The sequence below is a fragment of the Micromonospora sp. ANENR4 genome, from assembly GCF_015354395.1.
Taxonomy (GTDB): Bacteria; Actinomycetota; Actinomycetes; order Mycobacteriales; family Micromonosporaceae; genus Micromonospora; species Micromonospora aurantiaca.
Map to the genome: position 1 here is coordinate 329,438 of NZ_JADKYQ010000005.1, position 25,345 is coordinate 354,782.

Below are 25,345 nucleotides of genomic sequence, written 5' to 3' on the forward strand. Positions count from 1 at the left end.
GCGCTGATCCGACGGTACGAGGTCAGCGGCGGCCGCCGGCCTTCGCGGCGTTCTTGCCGGCCTGGACGGCCTTGGTGATGTCGTCGGCCGGGCGGCCGGAGACGTCCCGGGCGCCCTCGGCGACGGAGGGGACCTGGTCGGTCGGGTGGATCACCGGCTGGCTGCCGGAGGTGGCGGTCGATGCGCTGCTGCCCTTGGCCACCGCCGAGGAGCCGGCGCCGGTCGGGCCGGCCTGCGTCACCTTCGCGCTCGCGTCCGGGGTCTCCACCACGATCGTGTCCACGTCCTCCCGCATCGGCTCCAGCTTGTCCCGACCGCTCGCGCCGAGCGTGCCGGTCGGGTCGTACTCGGCCCACTCCTGCTGCTCGCGGCGGCGGCGCATGGCCATCGCACCGGCCAGGCCGGCGACGGTGCCGGCCACCAGCAGGCCCGCGGTCATGCCCCGCGACCTGCGCTGCTTCTTCTTTCCGGCCTTCATGTTCTTCGCCTTCTTGGTCATCGCGGCCTGCTTCTTGGCCATCACCTTGCGGCCGTCCGACGCCTTGCCGGCGGCCTCGACCCGGGCGTTGCGCACGGCCAGCAGAACCGGCGCGAGCGCCGCGGCGGTCGACGCGAACCCGCTGGACGCGCGGTCCCGGACCAGGACCGCGGTCGGCGCGACGGCGACCCGGGCTGCCTGGACCCGCGGGCCGACAGTGGCGCCGGCACCCTTCGCCGCGTGCGTGGCGGCCTGCCTCAGGTGACCGATGCCCTGGTTCAACTCGACCTTCGCGAGCTGGCCCTGGGTCTTTCGCCGCCCGATTCCAAACACGGTCCCACCTCCTGGGAGTTGTTCCTTCGTCATCCTCCACCTTCGAATGCCTCCGCATGGCCAGATCGGGCACATGGGAGGATCCGCAAGGAACTGAACTACGAGTGAGGAGTACCCGTGGCCGAGGCTGTCTACGCCACCTTGCACACCAACGCCGGCCCGATCCGGCTGGAGCTCTTCCCGAACCACGCGCCGAAGACCGTCCGCAACTTCGTGGAGCTGGCCGAGGGCACCCGGGAGTACATCGACCCGCGTACCGGTCAGCCGGGCAGCGGGCCGTACTACGACGGCACCGTCTCGCACCGCGTGATCAGCGGTTTCATGATTCAGATGGGCGACCCGACCGGCACCGGCCGCGGTGGTCCGGGCTACAAGTTCGCCGACGAGTTCCACCCCGAGCTGCGCTTCGACCGGCCGTACCTGCTGGCGATGGCGAACGCCGGGCCGGGCACCAACGGCTCGCAGTTCTTCATCACGGTGTCGCCCACGCCACACCTGAACAACCGGCACACCATCTTCGGCCAGGTGGCCGACGAGCAGTCCGCGAAGGTGGTCGACTCGATCGCCAACACCCCGACCGGCCCGAGCGACCGGCCGCTGCAGGACGTGGTGATCGAGCGGGTCGAGATCGAGCACAAGCAGTCCTGAGCGGCACGCGGGTACCTTTGCTCGCATGACTGAGCGCTCCGGCCAGCCAGGCGACGCCACCGGGGGTCCGGTGCCGACCACTCCGGTCTGCTACCGGCACCCCGGCCGGGAGACGTACATCCGGTGCACCCGGTGCGACCGGCCGATCTGCACCGAGTGCATGCGCGACGCGTCCGTCGGCCACCAGTGCCCGGAGTGCGTCGCCGAGGGCCGCCGCAGCGTGCGGCCGGCGCGTACCGCCTTCGGTGGCGGTGCCGCCGGCCGCCAGGGCAACGTCACGAAGGCGCTGATCGCGCTGAACGTGGTGATGATGCTGCTGTCCATCCTCTCGGCCCGCAGCGGGACCGCGGTGGCCGGCGGTGGCCTGGGCGGCCTGATGGGCAACGGGACGCCGCTCACCGAGTGGGGTGCGGTGCTCGGCCTGGCGCGCTTCCCTGACGGGCACGTCGGCGGGGTGGCCGACGGCGAGTGGTACCGGCTGGTCACCGCCATGTTCCTGCACTACGGCGTGCTGCACCTGCTGCTGAACATGTGGGCGCTCTGGGTGCTCGGCCGGACGCTGGAGGCGGTGCTCGGGCCGCTGCGTTTCCTGGCGCTCTACCTGCTCGCCGGGCTCGGCGGCAACGTCGCCGCGTACGTCTTCACCGAGCCGAACCGGTTCACGGCCGGCGCCTCGACCGCCGTGTTCGGCCTGTTCGCCGCCGTCTTCGTGATCATGCGGCGGCTCGGCCGGGACACCTCGGCGATCGTGCCGATCCTGGTGATCAACCTGATCTTCACGTTCACCGTGCCGAGCATCTCGGTGGCCGGGCACCTCGGCGGTCTGGTGGCCGGCGCGCTGGTGGCGCTGGTCCTGGCGTACGCGCCACGGTCACGGCGCACCGTGTTCCAGGTGGCGGGCTGCGCGATCGTGCTGGTCGCACTGATCGGCCTGACGCTCGTCCGCACCGCCGCCCTGCTCGGCTGAGCCTCAGCGCGCGGGGCGGGCCTCGTCCAGCGCCGCGGCCACCTCGTCCAGCGGGGCGTCCAGGTCGCGGCGGCCGAACAGGTGCAGCGACTCTCCGGCGTCGATCTCCAGCGTCTCGGCGGTGATCCCGCGCCGGCTGCGCCGGTCCAGACGGATCGCCTCCACGGCGTCCCACGGCAGCCGGCGCCGCCCGGCGAACCCCCGCAGCACGGTGAGCCCGTCCCTGTCGACGGCGAGGCGGACCGGGGCGACCACGTCGCGCAGCGCCCAGGCGAGCAGACCGGCGGCGGCCAGGCCGGCGAGCGCCGGCCGGACGGGGTCACCGCCGGCGAAGACCAGCCCCAGGGCCACGAGCGCGAGCGCGCCCACCGCCTTGAGCACCGGCACCTCGCGCGGTACCCGCCACTGCCTGATCGGCGGCGACTGTGGATCCATCCGCTCAGCATGCCAGCCGCACCTGCCGCACACCGGGGGAGGACGACCGGTCGGATCAGCACGTAGGATCGGGGCAAGCGAGGTTACCGGGGAGTAGACATGAGTGACGCGGTCATCGTCGGCGCGGTACGGACCCCGGTCGGGCGGCGCAAGGGCAGCCTCGCCGGAGTGCACCCGGTCGACCTCTCGGCGCACGTGCTGCGCGCGCTCGCCGAGCGCACCGGCATCGACCCGGGCCAGGTCGACGACGTCGTGTGGGGCTGCGTGTCGCAGGTCGGCGAGCAGTCCTGGAACGTGGCCCGCAACGCGGTGCTCGCGGCCGGCTGGCCGGAGTCGGTCCCCGGCACCACGCTCGACCGCCAGTGCGGGTCCAGCCAGCAGGCGCTGCACTTCGCCGCCGCGACGGTCCTCTCCGGCCAGGCCGACCTGGTCGTCGCCGGTGGCGTCGAGTCGATGACCCGGGTGCCGATGGGTTCCAGCGTCGCCGGTGGCATGCCGTTCAGCGCGGCGATCCTGGAGCGCTACCGCGGCGTCGAGGGCGTCGCGGAGGATTCGCCACTGCCGTTCAACCAGGGCGTCGGGGCCGAGCTGATCGCGCAGCGGTGGCGCTTCTCGCGTACCCAGCTCGACGAGTTCGCGCTGGCCAGCCACGAGAAGGCGGCCGCCGCGCAGGACGCGGGCGCGTTCGAGGCCGAACTCGCCCCGGTGGCGCTCGCCGACGGCGGCAAGTTCTCCGCCGACGAGGGCATCCGCCGCGACACCTCGCTGGCCAAGCTGGGCGAGCTGGCCACCCCGTTCCGCGCCGACGGCGTGGTCACCGCCGGGTCCGCGTCGCAGATCTCCGACGGCGCCGCCGCGCTCGCGGTCACCACCGCCGAGTGGGCCAGCCGGCACGGCCTGCGCCCGCTGGCCCGGGTGCACACCGCCGTGGTCGCCGCCGACGACCCGGTCACCATGCTCACCGCGCCGATCCCGGCCACCGCGAAGGCGCTGCGCCGCGCGGGGCTGGGCATCGAGGAGATCGGGGTGTACGAGGTGAACGAGGCGTTCGCCCCGGTGCCGCTGGCGTGGCTGGCCGAGACCGAGGCGGACCCGGAGCGGCTCAACCCCCGGGGCGGGGCGATCGCGCTCGGTCACCCGCTCGGCGGGTCCGGCGCGCGGATCATGACCACGATGCTCCAGCACATGCGGGACAACGGCATCCGCTACGGCCTGCAGGCCATGTGCGAGGGCGGCGGCATGGCCAACGCCACGATCGTCGAGCTGCTCTGATCCGACGGGCCGCCGGTGTCGCACCGCGGGTGCGACTTGCACGTGTGGAAGTTCCAGAAATCGGGCGTGACCCATATCACCCCTGGTCATCGGCTCGTTGGACCGGGCATGGACGTGTTCTCGCGAACGTTCCTCCCGGCCGCCGCCGAGACCGGCCTGGCGACCCAGACCGTCACCCGGCACATGCCGGTGTTCCGCCGGTGCGTCGGCTCCGGCGACGCGACCATCCTGGTCACCCGGTGCAGCCGCCCGGACGACCCGGTGGGCGGCGACTACCTGATGCTCCTCACCCACCGGCGGCTGGTGGTCACCCGGCAGACCCGGGTGCTGCACCGGCTGCGCCTGCACCTCAACACCGAACTGCGCGAGCTGAGCAACGTGACGTGGAGCCCCGACGCCCGCGCGCACAGCGTGGAGCTGGCGGCCACCGCGATCGACGGGGTGCGCGAGCGCTTCGTCCTGCGTACCCACCACCCGAAGCAGGTGTGGCAGCTCGACGCGCTGCTCAATCACGCCTTCCGCACCCGCCTGCGTACGCCGGCCGAGCGGGTGGTGGCGACCATCGGTGAGCCGGCGGCGGGCGCCCGCCCGACGGTGCTGCGGCCCGCCCCGGCCCGCTGACCTTCTCCTTACCTGATCCGAACATTTCCTGACCGGCCCGCCGGTCGCCGGTCGGTCATCATGAGCCGGTGACCACCGCCGCCCCGCCCGGGCTCGTCCTCGTGGTGGAGGACGAGCCGGCCATCGCCGACCTGGTCCGGCTCTACCTGACCCGGGACGGGTTCGGCGTACACCTGGAACGTGACGGCGAGGCCGGGCTGGCCGCCGCGCGGCGCCTGCGCCCGGTGGCCTGCGTGCTCGACATCGCGTTGCCCGGCCTGGCCGGCACCGAGATCTGCCGCCGGCTGCGCGCGGCCGGCGACTGGACGCCGGTCATCTTCCTCACCGCCCGCGACGACGAGGTGGACCGTGTCGTCGGGCTGGAACTGGGCGCCGACGACTACGTCACCAAGCCGTTCAGCCCGCGCGAACTGCTCGCCCGGCTGCGGGCGGTGCTGCGCCGCACCGCGGGCGTGCCCGCCGAGCAGCCCCGCACGCTCGGCGCCGTCACGCTCGACCCGGCCCGCCGCACGGTGACCGCCGCCGGTACGCCGGTGCAGCTCACCTCCACCGAGTTCGACCTGCTGGCCCACCTGATGGCGCGGCCCGGCCGGGTGTTCACCAGGGAGGAGCTGCTGGCGGGCGTGTGGGGGTACGCGGCGCACGCCGGCACCCGGACCGTCGACGTGCACGTGGCGCAGGTGCGGGCCAAGCTCGGCCCGGACAGCGTGATCCGCACCCACCGGGGCGTCGGGTACGCCGCCGATGCCTGACCAGCCGACCCGACCGATGCCGCGCCGACCCGGGCGGACGCTCACCGCCCGCGCCGTGCTCGCCACCTGCGCGGTGGCGCTGGTGTCGGTGCTCGTCACCGCGCTCGTCGCGGTGCCCCTCGCGGTACGCGGCGCGGAACGCCGGGACCAGGAGGCGCTCGCCGCCCAGGCCCGGCTCGCCGCCGACGTGCTCCGGGTACGGCCGGCACGCCAGCGCGACGGCGCCGGGGACCGGCTCATCCGGCAACTACGCCAGCAGCAGATCGAGGTGTACGTGATCCGGGACGGCCGGGCCGACCGGCCGGGCCTGCCCCGACCGCTCGTGACGCGGGTCGCCGGCGGCGAGAACGTCTCCGGCCGGCGGCTCGTCGACGGGGAACGCCGGCTGGTCGAGGCGCGGGCGCTGCCCGGCGGGGACGGTGTGGTGCTGACCCGGGCCCGCAGCGCCGCGCCCTGGCGGCAGGTGCTGCGGGGACTCTGGTTGCCGCTGCTCGCCGGGCTCGCCGCCGGGGCCGCCGCCGGACTGCTGCTCGCCCGCCGGCTGGCCCGGCCGATCCGTACCGCGGCCACCGCCGCCGCGCGGCTGCGTGCCGGGGACCGGGCGGTCCGCGTACCGGTCGAGCCGCCCGACGAGGTGGCCGACCTGGCGTACGCGCTGAACGGCCTCGCCGCCGCGCTCGCCACGAGCGAGGGGCGGCAGCGCGAGTTCCTGCTCTCCGTCTCGCACGAGTTGCGGACCCCGCTCACCGCCATCCGCGGCTACGCCGAGGCGCTGGCCGACGGCGTGATCGAGGCCGACGCGGTGCCGGCGACCGGCCGGACCGTGCTCGCCGAGGCCGAACACCTGGACCGGCTGGTCCGCGACCTGCTGGCGCTGGCCCGGCTGGAGGCGGTCGACTTCCCCCTGGAACCGGTGCCGGTCGACCTGGCCGGGCTCGCCGCCGACGCGGAGCGCGCCTGGTCCGGCCGGTACGCGGCGCTCGGGGTGCCGTTCCGGCTGGAGACGCCGGGTGTGCCGGTGCCGGCGTACACCGATCCGGGCCGGATCCGGCAGGTGGTAGACGGGCTGCTGGAGAACGCGCTGCGGGTCGTACCGCCGGGGGCGCCGGTGGTGCTCGCGGTCCGCGCCGACGGCCCGGCGGGCGGCGGGGTGCTGGAGGTCCGGGACGGCGGGCCCGGCTTCACCGACGACGACCTGCGGGTGGCGTTCGAGCGCGGTGCGCTGCACGAGCGGTACCGGGGCGTGCGCAAGGTGGGCAGCGGACTCGGCCTGGCGCTCGCCGCCGGGCTGGTCCGCCGGCTCGGCGGGGACATCGCCGCCGGGCACGCCCCGGAGGGCGGGGCCGCGTTCACCGTCCGGGTGCCGCCGGATCCTTACGCGGCTCGAACATCGGCTTGACCGTCTCCTCGCATCGGTGCGGAACGCTCGGGTCGTCACCGCGAGAGAGGACCACTGATGGCACGTCAGCGAATCGTCACCGGCGCCACCGCACTGCTCGCCGCGGCCGCGCTCGGGCTCGCCGGGTGCGGCGCGGCCCGGCCCGGCGCGGCACCGGACGACGCGGTCGAGGTGAGCGCGGCCCTGGGTACGGAGGGTGAGGCGCTCGCCGCGCTCGGCGTCGACGCCGGAGAACTGGACGTGGATCCGCTGGCCGCGCCGGCGCCCTCCGGCAGCCCGAAGGCCGGGCCGGGCGGCGAGGGCGAGCGGGCGAAGCAGGGACACCAGCGGCACCGGGCGCGGGTGCTGCTGCGGCGCAACACGCTGCACGGCGAGGCGGTGGTGCGGACCAGGGACGGCGGCACGAAGACCGTCACGGTCCAGCGCGGCGAGGTGACGGCGATCGACGACAGGTCGATGACCGTCAAGTCCACCGACGGCTTCACAGTGACGTGGACGTTCGGCGAGAAGCTGCGGGTGGTCGAGCGCCGGACCACGATCCGATCGAGCGACATCAAGATCGGTACGACGGTCGGGGTGGCCGGCGCCAAGGAGGGCGACCGGAGCGTGGCCCGGCTCGTGGTCGTACCACTTCGCCAGGAATAGGGTGCCCGGGCTGTCGTGACCTGAGCAATGTGCCAGGCTACGCTATGCCCCGACCTGCCATCGCCTCCGTGGAGATTCCGTGAAGCTCTCGATCCTCATGCCGGTCTACAACGAGGAAGAACGTATCGCGGATGCCCTCAAGCAGGCATTGGCGGTGGACTACCCCTGCGAGATCGAGCTCGTCGTCGTGGACGACGGCAGCCGGGACGGCACCGGCGAGGTTCTCGGCCGCGTGGACGACGCCCGCCTGCGGGTGATCACCCATCAGCGCAACGCCGGCAAGGGCGCGGCCATCAAGACCGCCGTCGACAGCGCCGAGGGTGAGTACATGGTCATCCTCGACGCCGACCTGGAGTACGACCCGCAGGACATCCCGCGCCTGCTGGAGCCGGTGCTCGACGGCCGGGCGACCGTCGTCTACGGCAATCGGACCTTCGGCAGCCACAGCTCGTACAGCTTCTGGTACGTGATGGGCAACAAGGGCGTCACGCTCGCCGCGAACGTGCTCTACAACTCCTACATCGGCGACCTGGAGACCTGCTTCAAGCTGATGCCGCTGGAGCTGTACCGCTCGCTGCAGGTCCGCTCCCGCGGCTTCGGCATGGAGGCGGAGGTCACCGGCAAGCTGCTGCGCCGCCGCATCCGCCCGTACGAGGTGCCGATCAGCTACCGCGCCCGGGGCCGCGAGGAGGGCAAGAAGATCACCTGGAAGGACGGCGTCGAGGCGATCTGGATCCTGGCCCGCGAGCGCGCCCGCCGCCGCCCGGCCGGTCCCGCCGCCGCGCACTGAGCCGTCGACGGAACTCCGCGAGCCCGGCACGAGCCGAGGTCGCGGGGTTCCGTCGTGTCCGGACCGCTCAGTCGAGGAACGCGTCGACGGAGCGGCGCAGCCCGGCGGCGTCCAGGCCGTGCCAGCGTTCGTGGTCCTCGGCGCTGCCGTAGCGGCGCAGGTCCTTACGGCCCACGCCGAGCGCCAGCAGCCGGTGCGGCCGGTCGGCGAGCGCCTCCGCCACCACCCGCGTCGAGGTGCCCGCCAGGTACGGCTCGACCACTATCACCTCGGTCGCGGCGAGCGCCCGCAGCCCGGCGGTGTCGAACGGCCGGGGCCGGTGGGTGTACGCCACGGTGACCGGGCGGTCGGCCGTCGCAGCCACCGCCGCTTCGAGCACCGGACCGACGGCCACCAGCAGCGGCGCGCCCGGCCCGGCATCGCGCACCACATGCAGGTCACCCGCCTGCGGGTACGCCTGCGCGTTGGCCTGGATGGACAGCCGCAGGTACGCCGGGTCCTGCCCGCACACGACGTCGCGCAGCAGTGGCCGGACCTCGTCCGGGTGCCCCGGCACGTGCACCGTCCAGCCGTCGAGCGTGTCCAGCAACGCCACGTCCGCCGGCCCGAGGTGGGTGCGTCCCGCCGCCGCGCGATCGTACGAGCCGCCGATGCCGACGAGCACCGCGCCGACGTCCTGGTGGTCGAGGTCCAGCTTGATCTGCTCGTACGCCCGCTCGACCAGGAACGGGGCGTAGCTGTGCACGATCGGCCGCTGGCCGGTCAGCGCCAGCCCACCCGCGACCCCGATCATCAGCTGCTCGCGGATGCCCACGTTGACGACCCGGTCCGGGTAGCGGGCGGCGGCCGGCTCGAACGCGGCGGCGGAGATGTCGGCGAGCACTACTGTCGTCCGCGGATCGGCGAGCACCTCCTCGGTGCTGGTGACGAACGCGTCCCGCATGGTGCTGCTCATTCTCACTCCCCGTCCGTGACGACCGCGACGACGACGTGCGGCCGGTGACCGTCGTGCCCGGTGAGGGCGGCGTGCAGGGCGTCGTGGTCGCGCCCGTCGACTGTTGCGGCGCTCCACCCGTTCACCGTGAACCGGCTCGCCGCGCCGCCCGGCCAGCCGTACGTGGCCGAGCGGTTGTCCACCACGATCGCGGTGAGGTTGTCCAGCCCGGTCGCGCCCGCGTACGCGATCGCCTCGTGGTTGGAGCCCTCGTCCAGTTCGGCGTCGCCGAGCAGTACGTACACCCGGGGTCCGGTGCGGCCCCGGGCCCGGAGCCCGAGCGCGGTGCCCACGCCCAGCCCGAGCCCGTGGCCCAGCGAACCGGAACCGATCTCCACACCCGGCACGAGTGTGCGGTCCGGGTGGTCGCCGAGCCGGCTCGCCGGGCCGCCCTGGTCGTCGAGCCACTCGGCCGGCAGGAAGCCGCGGGCGGCGAGCAGCGCGTAGTACCCGGCGACCGCGTGGCCCTTGGAGAGCAGGAAGCGGTCCCGGTCCGGGTCGTCCAGGGTGGCCGGGGTGATCCGGAGCACCCGGTCGTAGAGCACCTGGAGCACGTCGAGCGTCGAGTACACGTTGGCGCCGAACTCGCGGCCGGCGCGCACCCGATCCAGGAACGCGCCCAGGTCGGTGGCGGTGGTCGTCGTCATACCGATAGCCTCGGACTTGAAGCGAACTTCAACTCAAGGCCGTGTGATGCACGAAGCAACACTGACCATCGGACAGCTCGCCGACCGCAGCGGCGTCGCCGCCTCGGCGCTGCGCTACTACGAGCGGCTCGGCCTGATCCACGCCGCCCGCACCGGCGGGAACCAGCGCCGCTACGCCCGCACCGAGCTGCGCCGGGTCGCGTTCATCCGGATCTCCCAGCAGGTCGGCGTCTCGCTGGAGGAGATCCGGGCGGCGCTCGACTCGCTGCCGGCGGGGCGTACCCCCACCCCCGACGACTGGGCCGCGCTGTCCCGCGCCTGGCGGGACCGGCTCGACGAGCGGATCCGGCTGCTCGGCAAGCTCCGCGACGACCTGGACGGCTGTATCGGCTGCGGCTGCCTGTCGTTGCAGCGCTGCACGCTCTACAACCCCGGTGACTCACTCGCCGCCGAGGGCCCCGGCCCGCGCCTCATGCTCCCGCGCCCCGGCCAGGGCTGACCTCACCGGACCAGCAGCACCTTGCCCAGGTGGTCGTTCGTCTCCACCAGGCGGTGCGCGGCGGCGGCGTCGGCCATGTCCACCCGGGCGTGCACCACCGGCCGGATCCGGCCCGCCTCCACCAGGGGCCACACCTGCTCCCGTACGCCCCGGGCAATAGCCGCCTTCTGCTCGACCGGGCGGGACCGCAGCGCGGTCGCGTGCACCGCTGCGCGCTTCGCCAGCAGCATCCCCAGGTCGAGTTCGCCCTTGCGGCCGCCCTGCATGCCGATCACCACGAGCCGCCCGCCGGTCGCCAGCGCGGCCACGTTCCGGGGCAGGTAGGAGGCGCCCATGATGTCCAGGATCACGTCCGCGCCCCGGCCGTCGGTGATCCGGCGTACCTCGTCGACGAAGTCCTGCTCGCGGTAGTCGATCGTGTGCGCGGCGCCCAGCTCCCGCAGCCGGTCGTGCTTCGCCGAGCGGGCGGTCACCACCACCGTCGCGCCGAGCGCCACGCCGAGCTGGATCGCGAACGTGCCGATCCCGCTGCCGCCGCCGTGCACCAGCAGCGTGTCGCCCTCGGCCAGCCGGGCCAGGTCCACCACGTTCGACCAGACCGTGCAGGCCACCTCCGGCAGCGCCGCCGCGTCGACCAGATCCACCCCGGCCGGCACCGGCAGCAACTGCCCGGCCGGCACCGCGACCTGCTCGGCGTAGCCGCCGCCGGCGAGCAGCGCGCACACCTCCTGGCCCACCGACCAGCCGGTCACGCCGGGACCGAGGGCACGCACCGTCCCCGAGCACTCCAGACCGGGGTACGCGGACGCGCCCGGCGGCGGCGGGTAGTGCCCCTGCCGCTGCAACAGGTCGGCCCGGTTAACCGCGCTCGCCCGCACCTCCACGATCACCTCGCCGGGACCGGGCTCCGGGTCCGGCACGTGGGTCCAGACGAGCGCCTCGGGTCCGCCGGGTTCCGTGATCGTGATCGCGCGCATGACTCAGTCTTACCCGATCCGCCCGTCGCCGCGCAGGTGCACCGCCCGGGGCAGCCGCCTCGCCGGCCCTTCGGCCACTGTGGACCTGCCGGCGGCCATGATTCGGAGGTGGGACGGCGGCTTGCCCGGTACGGCGTTCGTGGCAGACTGGTCCCCGGTCGCGCACCCCTCGGGGGCGTGCCGGGAGGGTTCGCCTAGTGGCCGATGGCGCTGGTCTTGAAAACCGGTAAGGCAGCGATGTCTTCGTGGGTTCGAATCCCACACCCTCCGCCAGTAGTTGATCGCCTTTCACACAGCTCAGCCCATGCTCCAGGGGCGGAAGTAGTCGGCTGGTGGGCGGCCCCGCCGGGCGTGTCGGCTGGAGAGAAGTCATGACCTCTACGGCTTATGCCTCTCAGGCATAAATATGACCGAGAGGCATAAGCCTTAACGAGAGATGTTCTTTCTCCCGGGGCGCCGAGCATCAGACGTCGATGCTGCAACCGCGACTGCCAGCCGCCTCTTCGATCCCCCACTCCCCGATCACCCGTTACTGGGTCGTTGAGGGCAAGCGCGCATCCGTCGGTCAGCCCGGCATCACGACCAGCGCGACGGATATGGGATGCCGTGATGTGGCGACGGCACGACACGGCAGGGCGGCGGAGGGGAGAAACAGCGGGAGCGTCGCGCCGGTCGTAGGCTGCGGGTCGCGGCGACGGTGGGAGGCCGGATTGGCGGAGACGACGACGATGGCCGGGGTGACGGCCGAGCTGGCCTCGCTCGACGACCCGAAGATCCGTGCGATCAACGAGCGGCACGGCGACGACCACGGGGTCAACCTGGGCAAGCTGCGGGCGGTCGCCAAGCGGCTGAAGACGCAGCAGGAGCTGGCCCGCGAGCTGTGGGCGACCGGCGACAGCGCGGCGCGGCTGCTGGCGATGCTGATCTGCCGGCCGAAGGCGTACGGGCGGGACGAGCTGGACGCGATGCTGCGCGAGGCGCGGACGCCGAAGGTGCACGACTGGCTCGTGAACTACGTGGTGAAGAAGAGCCCGCACGCCGAGCCGCTGCGCCTGGCCTGGTCGGCCGATCCCGATCCGGTCGTGGCGAGCGCCGGCTGGGCGCTGACCACCGAGCGGGTGGCGCGGAACCCGGACGGGCTGGACCTGGCCGGTCTGCTCGACGTGATCGAGGCGGAGATGGCGGATGCGCCGGAGCGCCTCCAGTGGGCGATGAACCACTGCCTGGCGCAGATCGGGATCGAGCACGCCGCGTACCGGGACCGCGCGATCGGCATCGGTGAGCGGCTCGGGGTGCTGAAGGACTATCCGACGCCGCCCGGGTGCACGTCGCCGTACGCGCCGGTCTGGATCAACGAGATGGTGCGCCGGCAGCACGGTGGCGCGGACAACGGGGTATGAAGGGGCGCAGGACATTCGCGTACCCGGAAGGACCGTTTCGATGACCCTGGAACGACCGATCGCCCCGGACCCGTACGAGCTGCTGCCGACGGTGCCGTCGTTCGACCTCACCAGCGACGACGTGCACAACGGCGAGCCGATGGACGCGCGGTACGCGCACGGCAGCACCGGCGGCGAGAACGTCTCACCGCAGCTGTCCTGGTCGGGCTTCCCGGCCGAGACCAAGAGCTTCGTGGTCACGTGCTTCGACCCGGACGCCCCGACCGGCAGCGGCTTCTGGCACTGGGTGCTGGTGAACCTGCCCGTGTCCGTCACCGAGCTGCCCACCGGCGTGCGTGAGGCCGACCTGGACGGCGCGTTCAGCGTCCGCAACGACTACGGCGACACCGGCTACGGGGGCGCGGCGCCGCCGGCCGGGGACCGTCCGCACCGGTACGTGTTCGCGGTGCACGCGGTGGACGTGGACCGCCTCGACATCCCCGCCGGGGCCAGCCCGGCCTTCGTCGGCTTCAACCTGGCGTTCCACACCCTGGCTCGGGCGGTCATCCGCCCCACGTACCAGATCAAGGAGTGACCGGCGGCCGGGGGCCGTCGCGGCCCCCGGCCTCAGGCCGGTACGCGGGCGACAGCGAAGACGGACTGGCCGAACGGCGGCCGGACGCGCTGCTCGGCGGCCTTGGTGACCGGCAGCACGAGCGTGTCGTACACCTTGACCATCGGGCCCTCCTTCGGCATCAGCCGGAAGACCTTGGTGGCCATGAAGTAGCCGATCAGGCCGAGCGCGTTGGCGTAGTGGATCCGCTCGACGGTGAGGCCCGCCTCGGTCATCGCCGCGGCGAGCGTCTTCTTCGTGTAGCGGCGGACGTGGCCGGTGGCGATGTCGGCGGGGCTCATGGCGAACTGGAACGCCGGCACGATGATGACCACGGCGCCGCCGGGGCGGACCAGATCCCGCATGCTGCGCAGCGCGCCCACGTGGTCGTCGATGTGCTCCAGCACGTTGTAGGACACGGCCGCGCTGTAGTCACCGCGCTCGTGGTGCGGGAGCAGCATCTGCCGGACCTCGACGCCGGGGTGGTCGGACAGCCGCTCCTTGAGCTGGATCAGCCGGTCCGGGTCGGCCTCGGTGGCGGTGATCCGGGGTGCGTACGCCGCCCAGGCGGAGGCGTAGTCGCCGAGGCCACTGCCGATCTCGATCGGGTTGTCACCGAGGTAGGGCACCGCCAGTTCGACGAACCACTGCCGGTGGTTGACAGCCGTCGCCAGGCCTTCGAGCACCTCGGACTGGACGCGCTGATCCCCAGTGATTTCTGCCATGCGTCGATTCCTCACGATATGACTGACCCGCGCCTGGACCGTCAGAGTCAACCATCTGGATGGCTGAGGGGGAAATCGGGGGACGGAGGGGGGCCGAATTGTGATCCGGAGGGGTGCCTGTTCGGCGTTCGGCGAACTCGGCACATAGTACGTGATTCCCCGGAACATTGCACGTGCCCGCCATACCCTGACTACGCTCTGAAATGTCATGACTACTCCGGAAAGCGGCGCGAGTACGCCGAAATCGGGGCAGGGTAGGCGGATCGACGCGCTCGCCGTGCTCAGCTTCGTGCTGCTCGCGTTCTGGGTGACCGCTCGACTATGGGTCGATCCGCGCAATGGCATCCGGGACAACCGGACAGATCAGGCGCAATTCGAATGGATGATGGCACATGGTGCCCGCGTCGTCACTGATTTCGCCTATCCGTTCACCTCGGACCGGATGAATGTGCCGGATGTCGTCAATCTCGTGGCTAATACGTCCGTATTATCCGTTTCATTGCCGCTGACCCCGATTACGCTCTGGGCAGGTCCGCGCTGGTCCTTTCTGATTTTCCTCACTCTCGGGCTCGCCGCCACCGGCGTGTCCTGGTATTTCCTGCTCTCCCGAGTTGTCGTGAAGTCCCGCGGTCCGGCCTGGCTGGGTGCCGCCTTCTGCGCGTTCGCGCCGGCGATGATCTCGCACGCCAACTCGCACCCCAACATCGTCAGCCAGTTCGTGGTGCCGCTGATCATCTGGCGGACGCTGCGCCTGGCCGAACCCGGCCGGTGGCTGCGCAACGGCGTCCTGCTCGGCCTGGTGATCGTCTGGCAGGCGTTCCTCAACCTGGAGATCCTGCTGATGACCGCGATCGGGCTCGGCGTGGTGGTGCTCGCGCTCGCCCTCGGCCGTCCCGCGCTGCGCTCGGCGGCCCGCCCGTTCGCCGCCGGGCTCGCTGTGGCCGCGGTGGTCGCCGGGGCGCTGCTCGCGTACCCGCTCTGGGTCCAGTTCTTCGGCCCCGGCGCGTACAGCGGGCTCTCCACGCTGATCCGCGGCTACTCCACCGACCTCGCCGCGTACGTGGCCTGGTCCCGGGAGTCGGTGGCGGGCGACGCCCGGGGCAGCGAGCCGCTGGTCAAGAACGCCACCGAGGAGAACGCGTTCTTCGGCTGGCCGCTGGTGGTCCTCGTGGTCGCGCTCGTCTGGTGGCTGCGCCGCAACGCCGTGGTCCTCGGGCTGGCGGCGGTCGGGTTCGTGTTCGCGCTCTTCTCGCTCGGCCGGGAGATCCGCTACGACGGGCAGGACACCGGCATCCCCGGCCCCTGGGCCGCGCTGGAGAACCTGCCGGTCCTGCACTCGGTGGTGCCCACCCGCTGGTCGCTCGCGCTCACCCCGATCATCGGCGTGCTGCTCGCGTTCGGCGCCGAGCGGGTCCGGCAGTTGGCCGTACGGCACCCGGACACGCGCGACCAGATCCGGTTCGCCACCGTCACCGTGCTCGCCATGTCGCTGCTGCCGATCCTGCCCACCCCGCTGCCGGCGAAGCGCCTCGACCCGACCCCGGCGTTCGTCACCTCCGGCGCCTGGCGCCCCTACGTCGCCGACGGGCGGAGCATCGTCACGCTGCCGCTACCCGACACCACGTACGCGGTCCCGCTGCGCTGGTCCGCCGAGACCCGGCTGGACATGCCGCTGGCCCGCGGCTACTTCCTCTATCCGGACACCCGCCCCGGCGGGGACCGGATCGCCCTCTTCACCGCGCCGCCGCGTCCCACCAGCACGTTCTTCGAGACGGTACGGCGCACGGACGCGGTCCCGCCGATCACGCCGCAGGACCGGGTGGCCGCCGTGGACGACCTGCGCTACTGGCGGGCCGGCGCGGTGATCCTCGACCCCCGGCTGCCGCAGGCCGAGGCGCTGCGCCGGGCGATGACGGAGCTGAGCGGGATCACGCCGACGCGTACCGGCGGGGTGTGGTTGTGGGACGTCCGGCCGCTGGCCGGCTGAGCGGTCAGCCCTGGCGGACGCAGCAACCCTGGCACACCTTGGGCCGGGGCAGCGTGAACGCCAGGCAGCAGGTGCGCCGCTGCACCGTCGGCTCGCCGGCCGGGCCGGGCACCAGCTCGACCAGGTCGCTCAGGTCGAGCGCGGCGAGCAGCGTGCCGACGGCCGCCGTGGCCGAGCCGGGCAGCGCGTCCGACGCGCGCAGGACGCCGTGCGCGATGCCGGAGGCCACCGAGCCGAGCAGCGTACGGGTGCCGATCCGGACCTCGCCCTGGATGGCGCCGATCAGCGGCGCGAAGTGGGCGTCGAGCAGGGACGCGCGCAGCGCGCCGAGCAGCGCCGCCTCGTCCGGGACCACAAGTACGCCCGGAGCTCCGGCGAGAGCCAGCGGGTCGCTCGGCAGCACCGCCACCGGGGTGGAGGCGCGCAGCCCCAGCGTGAGGAGCTGGTGGTGGTCCTCGAAGTGCACGAGCACGTCGGCCGGGTCGAGCAGCGGCACCCGGCGGGCGGACGCCCAGCCGAGCACGGCGGGGAGCGCGGTCCAGTAGCTGTAGGACTTCCAGGCCAGCGCGGCACACGCGTGCGGGGTGCCGCCCCAGCGGCGCCCGGCGCGGGTCAGGAACTCGGACAGCAGCGCGCCGTCGATCAGGCGGGTGGCGGGGGACCAGCGGTCCAGCTCGTCGTGCACAAGCAGGCCGGGCGCGAGCCCGGGCAGATCGTCGGTGCCGAACATGGCGCGCAGGGTCGCTGTCACCGGGGCGAGCGGGGTGGCGGCGTCGCGCCCCGGCATCACCGCAGTCACCTGGCCGTCCCCTGTCCTGTCGCCCTGCGGTCGGCGCGTGCCGTCGACCCAAGCTAAGGCTAGCCTAACCACCCTCCCGGCGGGAGGGGAAGAGATGCCGCGGTATCGAGGGGAGGCCCCCGTCACTCCACGGCCGTCGGGTACTACCCGGCCTCGGAGACGGAAAACGCCGCCGGAGAACCGGCGGCAGACGGCATAAGGATCGATGTGTGCCGCTGAAAAGTCAAGGTGAGTGTCGAATACGAGGCAGTTTCCGTACACGTTCGGCCACTCAACGTGAAAATGGTCTTCCCGCGTACGAGGAAGCTGATGACGACCTCACCGATCGAGCGTGCCGCCGACTCGTTCGCGGCCGAACTCGCCCGGCACCGGACCGGCCGAGGGCTGTCCAAGAAGCAACTGGCCACGATGATGGGCTTCGACCCGTCCTACGTCAGCCACGTCGAAGGCCGCCGGCACCGGCCCACCGAGGACTTCGCCCGCCGGGCCGAGGCCGTCCTGGAGGCCAGCGGCGCGATCTGGCAGCGCTTCCGGGAGTACGACGAGCTGCGGCACGGCCGCACCGGCGTGGCCCACCGCGACCCGCCCGTCCCCGGCCAGTGGCTGCCCCCGGGGACCGGCCTCGTGGTGGAACGGGAGGTCGCGACGCTCACCCACACCGGTGACGGCTACCACTGCGCGATCCGGCGGGAGCTGTACAACGCGGGCACCGAACCGGTCACCCGCTACCTGGTCCGGGTCGCCGTCGACCGCTACCCCAACGACCCCGGCCGCTCCAACCGGCACCACCGGGAACACCCGCTCACCTTCGCCGAGCTGCAACTCACCGCGTACCGGGACGACGGCAACGGACGCGAGCCGATGCACTGGCGGGCCAAACACGACCGGGACGCGTTCAAGGAGATCTGGCTGCTGTTCGAGAACGACGAGGGACGCTTCCCGCTCTACCCCGGCGACCGGGTCACCATCGAGTACGCGTACCGCGTCGGCCGGGACAAGTGGGGCCCCTGGTTCCAGCGGGCCGTACGCCTGCCCACCCGGCACCTGGCGGTGCGGCTCGACCTGCCCGCGGACCTCGACCCCAAGGTGTGGGGCGCGGAGACCTCGCTGTCGGCGGAGGAGGGGCCGCTGCGTACCCCGATCCAGCGTTCGGTGGACGGCGGCCGGGTGGTCTTCGACTGGGGGACCGACGACCCGCCGCTGAACGCCCGCTACCGGATGCAGTGGCGGTTCCGCAGTCCCGAGCCGGACGCCGAACCGGACAGCGCGCCCACCGGCGGCGCCCGGGTGCGGGCCAGCGACCGGATGCGCGCGGTGGGCATCGTGCAGCGCGGCGACGACCTGCTGCGGCAGCGGGCCCGCCAGTTCGACCTGCCGGCCGACGAGGCGCACGCCCGGCAGGTGATGGACCGGCTCGCCGCGATGCTGGTCCGGCTGGACGAGCTGCACCCGTTCAGCAAGGGCGTCGGCCTCGCCGCGCCCCAGCTCGGCATCGGCTGGTCGGCGGCGCTCGTGCGCCCGGCCGACCGGGCGGCCGATCCGGTGGTGCTGCTCAACCCCCGGGTGGTCGACGCCGCCGCCGAGACCGACGAGCAGTACGAGGGTTGCCTGTCCTTCTTCGACCACCGCGGCCTGGTGCCCCGGCCGCTGCGGATCGACGTGGAACACGCCCTGTGGGACGGCAGCCGGGTGATCACGTCCTTCGAGTACGCGATGGCGCGGCTGGTCGCGCACGAGATCGACCACCTGGAGGGGCGGCTCTACGTCGACCGCATGGCGCCCGGCGTGCCGCTGGTGCCGGTGGAGGAGTACCGCGAGACCGGCACCCCCTGGCGTTACTGAGAAACGGGGGGGCCGGGTCGCGTGCCCCAGGGGGCGGGGGCACGCGACCCGGCTCGGGGGGAGCAAGGTTCAGAGGTTGCCGAACGTGTCGTACCGGATGTGGTCCGGCGGGACGTCGTCGGCGGCGAGCGCCCGCAGGGTGGCCCGGACCATCGCGGCCGAGCCGGAGACGTAGCAGTCGTGCGTGGTCCACGGGCCGTACCGGGTGACCACCTCGGAGACGTCACCGAGTTCGCCGCCGAAGTCCGGGTCCTCGCTGCACGCCGGCGTCACCGACAACCACGGGTGGGACGCGACGAGGTCCTCCAGGCCGGGCAGCCCGTACAGCTCGTCCGGGCGGCGCGCGCCGTAGAAGACGTGCACCCAGCGCGTGCGGTTGACCCGGGTCAGCTCCTCCACCAGCGCCTTGATCGGCGCCAGGCCGACACCGCCGGCCACGCAGAGCACGTCCCGGGTGGACCCCGGATCAAGCGTCATCGAGCCCATCGGCGCGGCCACCCGCAGCAGGTCACCCGGCTTGGTACGGCGTACCAGCGCGCCGGACACCCACCCGGCCGCACCCGGTGGGGTCCGCACGTGGAACTCCAGCACGTTCTCCTCGTTCGGCGCGTTCGCCACCGAGTACGTCCGCCACACCCGCGGGTGGTAGCGCGGCACCTCCACGCTCACGTACTGCCCGGCCCGCCAGGGCAGCGGATCCTGGAGCGCGCGCACTGTCAGCACCGCGGTGTCCGGGCCGTGCCGCTCGTGCGTCAGCACCTCGGCGTGCCAGTACGGCGGGTTCTCGTCCGCCTCCGCGCCGGCCAGCATCCGCTCGCTGATGCCCGCGTACGCCTCCCGCCACGCCTGGTCGTACTCCAGGTTCCAGCCGTCCCCGGCGGTGCTGCGCAGCGCGTCGAGCAGCGCGACGCCCATCGTCGCGTAGTGCTCGGCCGACACGTGGTACTTGCGGTGGTCCCGGCCCAGCGCGCGGAGGTACTCGTCGAAGCTCTCCGGGTCGCCCACCGTCTGGGTGGCTGTGACGATGGCCTCCAGGATGCGGTCCCCCTGGCCGTTCATCTGCACCGGGAAGAGCTTGCGCAGCTCCGGATCGAGGAGGAACAGCCGGGCGTAGAAGTGACCGCTGAGCCGCTCCCGGTGCTCCTCGACCAGGGTCCAGCTCTCCTTCAGCAGCCGCGCGAAGTTCTCCACAGGGGCACGCTCCTTCTCCGTACGGGCGGATCGGCCCGCATAGAATGTCCACGGAGCGTGTACGCCGGTCGCACAGGCTGTGCGACCGTCCGGCCCGGTCACCGAAGTGCTTTCATGGTCCGGTGACGGTTGACGAGCTGGCCCGTCCGGTCTCCCGCCGGATGCTGGGCACCGAGACGCTGCTCGTGCTCGGTCTGTCCCTCGGCCAGTCGGCCGTGTACGCCCTGGTGTCCCTGATCGCGAAGCTCACCGCGACCGGCGGACTGTCCAAGCAGACCGCGGCCCTGAACACCTCCGCGTCGGCCCGGCCGTACCTCGACCTCACGTACCAGCTGCTCGGGATCGTCTTCGCGCTGCTGCCGGTGCTGCTCGCCGTACACCTGCTGGCGCGCGACCCCGGCGACCCGGCACGGACGCTCGGTGTCGACTTCCGCCGGCCCGGCTCGGACCTGGCCCGGGGCGCGGGCCTGACCGCGCTCATCGGCCTGCCCGGGCTGGCGCTGTTCTGGGCGGCGGCACAGCTCGGCCTGAACGCCACGCTGGTCCCGGCCGCGCTGCCGGACCTCTGGTGGACGGTGCCGGTGCTGATCCTCGCCGCCGTGCAGAACGCCGTGCTGGAGGAGGTGATCGTGGTCGGCTACCTGATCACCCGGCTACGGCAGCTCAACTGGCGGATCGGTGCCGTGCTCGCCACGAGCGCGCTGCTGCGCGGCTCCTACCACCTCTACCAGGGCTTCGGCGCGTTCGTCGGCAACGCCGTGATGGGCGTGATCTTCGGGCTGTTCTACCTGCGCACCCGCCGGGTCGCCCCGCTGATCGTCGCGCACACGCTGCTCGACATCTTCGCGTTCGTCGGCTACGCGATGCTGCCGAAGTCCTGGTTCGACTGGCTCTGATCCGGCTGCCGGCCCGGCACGCGTTCCGTCCGCCGCCAGGTCGGGGAAGTGGCGGCATCGGGCCCCGCCTGACCACGCCAGCTCGCCGAACCGGTGTCGATCACACCCGATACCGGGCGACCGCCCGCGCGGCGAGGCGCTCCGCGGCTGCCGTACCGCCGGTCGCGGCCGCCAGCGCCGCCGCACCGGGCAGCAACCGGGCGGCCAACCGCAGCCCGAGCCAGCCACCCGCCTGCGCGGCCACCGGCGTGGCCAGCCGCCAGGCCGCCTCCGCCACCCGCCCCCACGGCCCGTCCGCCGGCGCGTCGGCAGCACGGGCCGCCGCCAGCGCCGCCCGCGCGGTGCCGTCATCCGGGTGCACCAGCGTGAGCACCAGCAGCTCGGCCGCCCGATCCGGGTGCGCCGGATCCCGCCCGTACGCAGCCGCCAGATGCAGCACCAGGTTCGCCTGCGTCCACAGCACCGACGCCAGCTCCGCGACCGGCGCGAACAACCCGGCGCCCGCCGCCAGCGCCCCACCCGTACCGGCCATCCGGACGAACCGCCGCGTCGCCAGCCGGGCCACCCCGTCGGCGTCCGCCTCCGGGTAGGCCCGCCGGACCTGCTCCGCCCAGGCCGAGGCCCGCGGCCCGAGCGCGTCGACCGCCGCCAGGGCCAGCAGCTCCGGCGCGAACCCGGGATGGTCCCGCAGCTGCGGCCCCACCGCCCGCCAGCCCGTTTCCGGGGTACGCGTGACGTCGGGTTGTCCGGGTGCCCGCGCGACGACCGTGCCGTGCGTCGTCTCGGCGGACTGCCCCGCGTGGGATGCCGTGGTGTCGGCGGCGGTGACCTCGAACTGTGGCGCTTCGTGTTCTGTGGGCTCCGGGGTAGTGATCGCCGTCTCCCGCCTCGGGGGCGACGCCTTCCGGGCGGCCTTCTTCACCGCCGGGGTCGCCTTCTTCGCGACCGGGGCGGCCTTCTTGGCGGCGGGAGCGCGGCGCGTCCGTTTCGGCGCCTCTGCCCCGACCGGTGGCGACCCTGGTGCTGTCGGAGGCTCGACGGCTTGATCCTGTTCCGCCGTGACTGGCCTCTCATCGGTCGGGGCCGTGCCCTCCCCGGCGCTCGGCGGAGGTTGTGCGGCAGTCGTACCCGAAGGAGCCGTGGAAGCCTCCGGTGTGGCCTGCTCGGCGGGCGTACCCGGATCGGCTGGTGAGGGATCGGCGGCCGGACGCGGGCGCGGTGCCGGCGGTGCGGCGGTGGCCGGCGTCGGCGGCTGGAAGACGACAGTGGGCGCGGACCGGCGCGGACGCCGGGGCGGCGGTGTGTCGCTCGTCGCGTTCTCCGCAGCGGGATCCGGTGTCGGTGGGTTGAACGTCGGTCGTGGGGAGCGGCTCCGCCGGGCCTTGGGGGCGGGCTCGCGACGGGGCGGATCGCTCGGCGGCTGCTCCTGCATATCGATGGAGCGTAGCCGTGGACGTGATCCGGCACACGACGGAAACGCGGTGGCGAGGGCCGGTCCCGGTATCCGCTTTGCCCCGGGCGGGTGCGGGCCTGTATCCTCGGGCGCGGTGACCTCGTGGGTCACCAGGGAGACTTCGCCTAGTCTGGTCTATGGCGCCGCACTGCTAATGCGGTTGGGGTCTTAAAGCCCCTCCCGGGTTCGAATCCCGGAGTCTCCGCGCGAAAGCCGGTTGTGTAGACTGGCCGAGCACCAGGCGCCCGTAGCTCAACGGATAGAGCATCTGACTACGGATCAGAAGGTTAGGGGTTCGAGTCCCTTCGGGCGCACAAGATCGTGAAGGGTCTGACCTGTGGAAACGCGGGTCAGGCCCTTTGTGCTGTCTGGCCTGGGTGGACGGTGGCACCTGTTCCCCGCCGGCGACGCACGGCGACGCCGGGATCGCGCTGCTCGCGCCGGTCGGCTACCTGGCGTGCGCCGCGCTGGCCCGGTTCTCCTTCGCCCGAGCGGAGCTGGGCCCCGACCAGGCCCTGCCCCACCGGCCCGGCATCGCCGGTGTCTACGGGGCACTGCGGGCCGGAGCCAGCGGGTTCCTGCTCAAGGACACCCCGCCGGCGGAACTACTGGCCGGCATCCGGGTGGTGGCCGCCGGAGAAGGACTGCTCGCGCCGACGGTGACCCGGCGGCTCATCGACGAGTTCGCCCGTCGGCCCGAACCGGCCCGGCCGCTGCCACGACGGCTCGGGTGACCGAGCGGGAACGGGAGGTCCTCACGCTGATCGGCCGGGGCCTGTCCAACGCGGAGTTGGCCGGGCACCTCGGTATCAGCCTGGCCGCCGTGAAGACGCACGTCGGGCGGCTGCTGACCAAGCTGGCGGTACGGGACCGGGCTCAACTGGCATCGTCGCCTACGAAACCGGCCTGGTCGGGCCGGGCGGCCCACGCTGAGCGGGTCGTCCTCCCGGAAAGTGCATGGATGGCGGGGCCCCTCCGCGGCTAGGCTTGGCCGTCATGACGACCCTCGGCGTGGTGTTCCGGCCCCAGAATCCACCCGAACGCCTCCGCTCCGTCGCACGCGCCGCTGACGAGGCCGGCCTCGACCAGTTGTGGCTCTGGGAGGACTGCTTCCTCGAAAGCGGCATCGCCACCGCCGCCGCGGCCCTGGCCTGGACCGACCGGCTGGCGGTGGGCGTCGGGCTGCTGCCGGTGCCGTTCCGCAACGTCGCGGCACTCGCCATGGAGGCCGCCACGCTGCACCGGCTCTTCCCCGACCGGGTGCTGCTCACCGTGGGCCACGGCGTCCAGGACTGGATGGAGCAGGTCGGAGCGCGGGTGGGCTCGCCGCTGACGCTGCTGCGCGAGCACGTCGAGGCGCTGAAGGCGCTGCTGGCCGGCGAGACGGTGACGACGTCGGGTCGGTACGTCAAGCTCGACAAGGTCAAGCTGGACTACCCGCCGGTGGGCACGGCCCGGATCTACGCCGGCGCGACCGGGCCGAAGACGCGTGCTCTCGTCTGCGAGGTCGCCGACGGGATCCTGCTGACCGCCGGCACGCCTCCGCAGGAGGTGGCCGCCGTCAGTGCGACGGCCAAGGCCGTCACCGTGTACGTCCATGCGGCGACCGGCCCCGACGCCGAGGCACGCATGGCACGCGAGCTGGAGTCCTGGAACGAGTCGGACGGCTGGGACGCCACAGCGGCCGGCGACGCAGCCGACATTGCCGCTGTCGTGAACCGCTACCGGGACGCCGGAGCCGACGCCGTGATCCTGCAGCCCACCGCTGACGAACCCGACCTCGAGGGCTTCATTCGATTCACCGCACAGCAGGTCGGTCCACTGGTGCGGTAGCCGGCCGATGTCGCTCCGCGCAAGGCCTGCCCGCGGCGTCCGGCGGGGCAGGCCTTGCGCGCGGCGGTGGTCAGCTCACCGCGCTCGGACTGCCGTCGAGCGTGGGGTAGTCGATGTAGCCGCGGGCGTCGCCGCCGTAGAAGGTGGCCGGATCGGGTGTGTTGTAGGGCCCGCCAGCGGCGAGCCGGGCGGGCAGGTCGGGGTTGGCGAGGAACAGGCCGCCGAAGCTGATCAGGTCGGCGGTGCCGTCCTCGATCAGCGCGAGCTGCTCGGGGCCGGTGACCGTTCCGGGCGTGAACGGGTTGAGGATCAGCGGGCCGTCCCACCGGCGGCGCAGCTCACGGGTGAGGTCGCGGTCGTCGGCCTCGGCGATGTGCAGGTAGGTCAGGCCGAGCGGGTTGAGAGTGTCGGCCAGCGCGGTGTAGGTGTGCTGGTGTGCGTCCTCGGTGATGTCGTTGAACGGGTTGGCGGGAGAGATCCTCAGTCCGGTCCGGTGGGGGCCGATCGCGTCGGCGACCGCGTGGACGACGTCGACGGTCAGCCGGATACGGCCGGCGACCGTGCCGCCCCAGCGGTCGTTGCGCCGGTTGGCATTGGTGGAGAGGAACTGGTGCAGCAGGTAGCCGTTGGCGCCGTGCACCTCCACGCCGTCGAACCCGGCGGCAACGGCGTTGCGGGCAGCGGCGGCGAAATCGCCGATGGTCGTGAGGATCTCCGCGTCGGTCAGCTTGCGGGGCGTGACGAAGTCCTGTGGGCCCTGTGCGGTGAGCACCTTTCCGGCGGCGGCGACCGGTGACGCACCGACCGGGACGAGGCCCTCGGGCAGCAGGCTGGGGTGACCGATCCGGCCGGTGTGCATGAGCTGGGCGAAGATGACCCCGCCCTGGGCGTGGACGGCATCGGTGACCTGACGCCACGCCGCGACCTGTTCGGCGCTGTGCAGGCCCGGCGTACTCGGGTAGCCCTGGCCGATCACCGAGGGCTGGATGCCCTCGGTGACGATCAGACCGGCGGAGGCGCGCTGGGCGTAGTAGGTGGCGGTGTCGGCGGTCGGCGCGGCGCCCGGGCCGTGGGCGCGGCTGCGGGTCATCGGCGCCATCGCGATCCGGTTGCTCAGCTTGGTGCCGGCGAGGCTGACGGGTTCGAATGCGGTCGTCATCGTGATCTGTC

At 72.9% G+C, this 25,345-nt stretch carries 25 protein-coding genes, 3 tRNA genes and 1 pseudogene; 19 read left to right on the forward strand and 10 right to left on the reverse strand.

The features are described from left to right. Nucleotides 1–22: 22 nt before the first annotated feature. The gene (locus IRY44_RS11440; protein ID WP_194800378.1) at nucleotides 23–844 is read right to left on the reverse strand and encodes a hypothetical protein; all 822 of its coding nucleotides are present in this window, start codon (nucleotides 842–844) and stop codon (nucleotides 23–25) included. Nucleotides 845–928: 84 nt separating this feature from the next. On the opposite strand from IRY44_RS11440, the gene IRY44_RS11445 reads away from it, so the two are divergent. Further along, complete coding sequence (locus IRY44_RS11445) at nucleotides 929–1,459, forward strand: peptidylprolyl isomerase (RefSeq protein WP_194800379.1); 531 nt, start codon at nucleotides 929–931, stop codon at nucleotides 1,457–1,459. A gap of 25 nt (nucleotides 1,460–1,484) precedes the next feature. Continuing rightward, nucleotides 1,485–2,426 (forward strand): rhomboid family intramembrane serine protease, encoded by a 942-nt coding sequence (locus IRY44_RS11450; protein WP_181726503.1) that lies wholly within the window; start codon nucleotides 1,485–1,487, stop codon nucleotides 2,424–2,426. Between the two features lie 3 nt (nucleotides 2,427–2,429). On the opposite strand, the gene IRY44_RS11455 is transcribed toward IRY44_RS11450, so the two are convergent. Next, the gene (locus tag IRY44_RS11455; protein WP_194800380.1) at nucleotides 2,430–2,861 is read right to left on the reverse strand and encodes a PH domain-containing protein; all 432 of its coding nucleotides are present in this window, start codon (nucleotides 2,859–2,861) and stop codon (nucleotides 2,430–2,432) included. Between the two features lie 99 nt (nucleotides 2,862–2,960). On the opposite strand from IRY44_RS11455, the gene IRY44_RS11460 reads away from it, so the two are divergent. The 6 genes from IRY44_RS11460 to IRY44_RS11485 all read left to right on the forward strand — a co-directional run bounded on the left by IRY44_RS11460 (nucleotide 2,961) and on the right by IRY44_RS11485 (nucleotide 8,340). Then, a complete protein-coding gene (locus IRY44_RS11460) occupies nucleotides 2,961–4,133 on the forward strand; it encodes an acetyl-CoA C-acyltransferase (RefSeq protein ID WP_194800381.1) in 1,173 nt (390 codons plus the stop codon). Nucleotides 4,134–4,241: 108 nt separating this feature from the next. Further along, complete coding sequence (locus tag IRY44_RS11465) at nucleotides 4,242–4,754, forward strand: hypothetical protein (RefSeq protein ID WP_194800382.1); 513 nt, start codon at nucleotides 4,242–4,244, stop codon at nucleotides 4,752–4,754. A 68-nt stretch (nucleotides 4,755–4,822) separates the two neighbouring features. After that, a complete protein-coding gene (locus IRY44_RS11470; protein WP_194800383.1) occupies nucleotides 4,823–5,506 on the forward strand; it encodes a response regulator transcription factor in 684 nt (227 codons plus the stop codon). Beyond that, nucleotides 5,499–6,905: a sensor histidine kinase KdpD gene (locus IRY44_RS11475; protein WP_194800384.1), complete on the forward strand. Its 1,407-nt coding sequence runs from the start codon at nucleotides 5,499–5,501 to the stop codon at nucleotides 6,903–6,905. Before IRY44_RS11470 ends, IRY44_RS11475 begins: the two co-directional genes overlap by 8 nt. Before the next feature lie 57 nt (nucleotides 6,906–6,962). Then, nucleotides 6,963–7,550 (forward strand): hypothetical protein, encoded by a 588-nt coding sequence (locus IRY44_RS11480; protein WP_194800385.1) that lies wholly within the window; start codon nucleotides 6,963–6,965, stop codon nucleotides 7,548–7,550. 79 nt (nucleotides 7,551–7,629) lie between these two features. After that, nucleotides 7,630–8,340, forward strand: a complete 711-nt coding sequence (locus IRY44_RS11485; RefSeq protein ID WP_135242490.1) for a glycosyltransferase family 2 protein — start codon at nucleotides 7,630–7,632, stop codon at nucleotides 8,338–8,340. A 67-nt stretch (nucleotides 8,341–8,407) separates the two neighbouring features. On the opposite strand, the gene IRY44_RS11490 is transcribed toward IRY44_RS11485, so the two are convergent. Next, nucleotides 8,408–9,283 (reverse strand): transketolase family protein, encoded by an 876-nt coding sequence (locus IRY44_RS11490; protein ID WP_194800438.1) that lies wholly within the window; start codon nucleotides 9,281–9,283, stop codon nucleotides 8,408–8,410. Nucleotides 9,284–9,297: 14 nt separating this feature from the next. Continuing rightward, on the reverse strand, nucleotides 9,298–9,981 hold the full coding sequence (locus IRY44_RS11495) for a transketolase (protein ID WP_194800386.1): 684 nt from the start codon (nucleotides 9,979–9,981) through the stop codon (nucleotides 9,298–9,300). Nucleotides 9,982–10,027: 46 nt separating this feature from the next. Here IRY44_RS11495 and soxR point away from each other — a divergent pair, with 46 nt between their 5' ends. Beyond that, nucleotides 10,028–10,480, forward strand: coding sequence for a redox-sensitive transcriptional activator SoxR (gene soxR / locus IRY44_RS11500; RefSeq protein WP_194800387.1), 453 nt, complete (start codon nucleotides 10,028–10,030; stop codon nucleotides 10,478–10,480). A 2-nt stretch (nucleotides 10,481–10,482) separates the two neighbouring features. Here the strand turns inward: soxR and IRY44_RS11505 are convergent, their stop codons facing one another. Beyond that, nucleotides 10,483–11,457 carry an NAD(P)H-quinone oxidoreductase gene (locus IRY44_RS11505; RefSeq protein WP_194800388.1) on the reverse strand — a complete coding sequence of 325 codons (975 nt, stop codon included), beginning with the start codon at nucleotides 11,455–11,457 and terminating at the stop codon, nucleotides 10,483–10,485. A gap of 183 nt (nucleotides 11,458–11,640) precedes the next feature. On the opposite strand from IRY44_RS11505, the gene IRY44_RS11510 reads away from it, so the two are divergent. From IRY44_RS11510 to IRY44_RS11520, 3 genes are all read left to right on the forward strand, one after another. Further along, nucleotides 11,641–11,730 (forward strand) — tRNA-Ser (locus IRY44_RS11510). 437 nt (nucleotides 11,731–12,167) lie between these two features. Further along, nucleotides 12,168–12,857 (forward strand): DNA alkylation repair protein, encoded by a 690-nt coding sequence (locus IRY44_RS11515; protein WP_194800389.1) that lies wholly within the window; start codon nucleotides 12,168–12,170, stop codon nucleotides 12,855–12,857. Between the two features lie 40 nt (nucleotides 12,858–12,897). Beyond that, a complete protein-coding gene (locus tag IRY44_RS11520) occupies nucleotides 12,898–13,431 on the forward strand; it encodes a YbhB/YbcL family Raf kinase inhibitor-like protein (protein ID WP_194800390.1) in 534 nt (177 codons plus the stop codon). 32 nt (nucleotides 13,432–13,463) lie between these two features. Here IRY44_RS11520 and IRY44_RS11525 read toward each other — a convergent pair whose 3' ends face one another. After that, nucleotides 13,464–14,174: a class I SAM-dependent methyltransferase gene (locus IRY44_RS11525; protein ID WP_194800391.1), complete on the reverse strand. Its 711-nt coding sequence runs from the start codon at nucleotides 14,172–14,174 to the stop codon at nucleotides 13,464–13,466. A gap of 208 nt (nucleotides 14,175–14,382) precedes the next feature. Here IRY44_RS11525 and IRY44_RS11530 point away from each other — a divergent pair, with 208 nt between their 5' ends. After that, nucleotides 14,383–16,161 carry a hypothetical protein gene (locus tag IRY44_RS11530; protein ID WP_194800392.1) on the forward strand — a complete coding sequence of 593 codons (1,779 nt, stop codon included), beginning with the start codon at nucleotides 14,383–14,385 and terminating at the stop codon, nucleotides 16,159–16,161. A 4-nt stretch (nucleotides 16,162–16,165) separates the two neighbouring features. Here IRY44_RS11530 and IRY44_RS11535 read toward each other — a convergent pair whose 3' ends face one another. Further along, entirely contained in the window at nucleotides 16,166–16,948 is a 783-nt protein-coding gene (locus IRY44_RS11535; protein ID WP_194800439.1) for a hypothetical protein, read from the reverse strand. A gap of 321 nt (nucleotides 16,949–17,269) precedes the next feature. Here IRY44_RS11535 and IRY44_RS11540 point away from each other — a divergent pair, with 321 nt between their 5' ends. Beyond that, nucleotides 17,270–18,802, forward strand: coding sequence for a peptide deformylase (locus IRY44_RS11540; RefSeq protein ID WP_194800393.1), 1,533 nt, complete (start codon nucleotides 17,270–17,272; stop codon nucleotides 18,800–18,802). Between the two features lie 69 nt (nucleotides 18,803–18,871). Here IRY44_RS11540 and IRY44_RS11545 read toward each other — a convergent pair whose 3' ends face one another. Further along, a complete protein-coding gene (locus tag IRY44_RS11545) occupies nucleotides 18,872–19,993 on the reverse strand; it encodes a globin domain-containing protein (protein ID WP_194800394.1) in 1,122 nt (373 codons plus the stop codon). A 122-nt stretch (nucleotides 19,994–20,115) separates the two neighbouring features. Between IRY44_RS11545 and IRY44_RS11550 the strand changes: the two genes are divergently transcribed. Beyond that, the gene (locus IRY44_RS11550) at nucleotides 20,116–20,889 is read left to right on the forward strand and encodes a CPBP family intramembrane glutamic endopeptidase (RefSeq protein ID WP_030499361.1); all 774 of its coding nucleotides are present in this window, start codon (nucleotides 20,116–20,118) and stop codon (nucleotides 20,887–20,889) included. Nucleotides 20,890–20,989: 100 nt separating this feature from the next. On the opposite strand, the gene IRY44_RS11555 is transcribed toward IRY44_RS11550, so the two are convergent. Then, nucleotides 20,990–21,592: a hypothetical protein gene (locus tag IRY44_RS11555; RefSeq protein ID WP_228531860.1), complete on the reverse strand. Its 603-nt coding sequence runs from the start codon at nucleotides 21,590–21,592 to the stop codon at nucleotides 20,990–20,992. Nucleotides 21,593–22,456: 864 nt separating this feature from the next. Between IRY44_RS11555 and IRY44_RS11560 the strand changes: the two genes are divergently transcribed. From IRY44_RS11560 to IRY44_RS11575, 4 genes and pseudogenes are all read left to right on the forward strand, one after another. Next, a tRNA-Ser gene (locus tag IRY44_RS11560) sits at nucleotides 22,457–22,547 on the forward strand. A 36-nt stretch (nucleotides 22,548–22,583) separates the two neighbouring features. Continuing rightward, nucleotides 22,584–22,656: transfer RNA gene (locus IRY44_RS11565), tRNA-Arg, on the forward strand. A 228-nt stretch (nucleotides 22,657–22,884) separates the two neighbouring features. Then, nucleotides 22,885–23,275, forward strand: a pseudogene (locus tag IRY44_RS11570) (LuxR C-terminal-related transcriptional regulator); the annotation flags it as partial. 63 nt (nucleotides 23,276–23,338) lie between these two features. Continuing rightward, on the forward strand, nucleotides 23,339–24,175 hold the full coding sequence (locus IRY44_RS11575; RefSeq protein WP_194800396.1) for an LLM class flavin-dependent oxidoreductase: 837 nt from the start codon (nucleotides 23,339–23,341) through the stop codon (nucleotides 24,173–24,175). Nucleotides 24,176–24,245: 70 nt separating this feature from the next. On the opposite strand, the gene IRY44_RS11580 is transcribed toward IRY44_RS11575, so the two are convergent. Beyond that, nucleotides 24,246–25,334: an alkene reductase gene (locus IRY44_RS11580; protein ID WP_194800397.1), complete on the reverse strand. Its 1,089-nt coding sequence runs from the start codon at nucleotides 25,332–25,334 to the stop codon at nucleotides 24,246–24,248. Nucleotides 25,335–25,345 lie beyond the last annotated feature (11 nt).

Excerpts from the sequence above, each read along its gene's own strand:
- IRY44_RS11465 (WP_194800382.1), top strand. The coding sequence starts at position 4,242 with ATGGACGTGTTCTCGCGAACGTTCCTCCCGGCCGCCGCCGAGACCGGC.
- IRY44_RS11580 (WP_194800397.1), bottom strand. The coding sequence starts at position 25,334 with ATGACGACCGCATTCGAACCCGTCAGCCTCGCCGGCACCAAGCTGAGC.
- IRY44_RS11440 (WP_194800378.1), bottom strand. The coding sequence starts at position 844 with ATGACGAAGGAACAACTCCCAGGAGGTGGGACCGTGTTTGGAATCGGG.
- IRY44_RS11575 (WP_194800396.1), top strand. The coding sequence starts at position 23,339 with ATGACGACCCTCGGCGTGGTGTTCCGGCCCCAGAATCCACCCGAACGC.
- IRY44_RS11535 (WP_194800439.1), bottom strand. The coding sequence starts at position 16,948 with ATGCCGGGGCGCGACGCCGCCACCCCGCTCGCCCCGGTGACAGCGACC.
- IRY44_RS11495 (WP_194800386.1), bottom strand. The coding sequence starts at position 9,981 with ATGACGACGACCACCGCCACCGACCTGGGCGCGTTCCTGGATCGGGTG.
- IRY44_RS11540 (WP_194800393.1), top strand. The coding sequence starts at position 17,270 with ATGACGACCTCACCGATCGAGCGTGCCGCCGACTCGTTCGCGGCCGAA.
- IRY44_RS11450 (WP_181726503.1), top strand. The coding sequence starts at position 1,485 with ATGACTGAGCGCTCCGGCCAGCCAGGCGACGCCACCGGGGGTCCGGTG.
- IRY44_RS11455 (WP_194800380.1), bottom strand. The coding sequence starts at position 2,861 with ATGGATCCACAGTCGCCGCCGATCAGGCAGTGGCGGGTACCGCGCGAG.
- IRY44_RS11505 (WP_194800388.1), bottom strand. The coding sequence starts at position 11,457 with ATGCGCGCGATCACGATCACGGAACCCGGCGGACCCGAGGCGCTCGTC.
- IRY44_RS11480 (WP_194800385.1), top strand. The coding sequence starts at position 6,963 with ATGGCACGTCAGCGAATCGTCACCGGCGCCACCGCACTGCTCGCCGCG.
- IRY44_RS11475 (WP_194800384.1), top strand. The coding sequence starts at position 5,499 with ATGCCTGACCAGCCGACCCGACCGATGCCGCGCCGACCCGGGCGGACG.
- IRY44_RS11520 (WP_194800390.1), top strand. The coding sequence starts at position 12,898 with ATGACCCTGGAACGACCGATCGCCCCGGACCCGTACGAGCTGCTGCCG.
- IRY44_RS11460 (WP_194800381.1), top strand. The coding sequence starts at position 2,961 with ATGAGTGACGCGGTCATCGTCGGCGCGGTACGGACCCCGGTCGGGCGG.
- soxR (WP_194800387.1), top strand. The coding sequence starts at position 10,028 with ATGCACGAAGCAACACTGACCATCGGACAGCTCGCCGACCGCAGCGGC.
- IRY44_RS11490 (WP_194800438.1), bottom strand. The coding sequence starts at position 9,283 with ATGCGGGACGCGTTCGTCACCAGCACCGAGGAGGTGCTCGCCGATCCG.
- IRY44_RS11530 (WP_194800392.1), top strand. The coding sequence starts at position 14,383 with ATGACTACTCCGGAAAGCGGCGCGAGTACGCCGAAATCGGGGCAGGGT.
- IRY44_RS11525 (WP_194800391.1), bottom strand. The coding sequence starts at position 14,174 with ATGGCAGAAATCACTGGGGATCAGCGCGTCCAGTCCGAGGTGCTCGAA.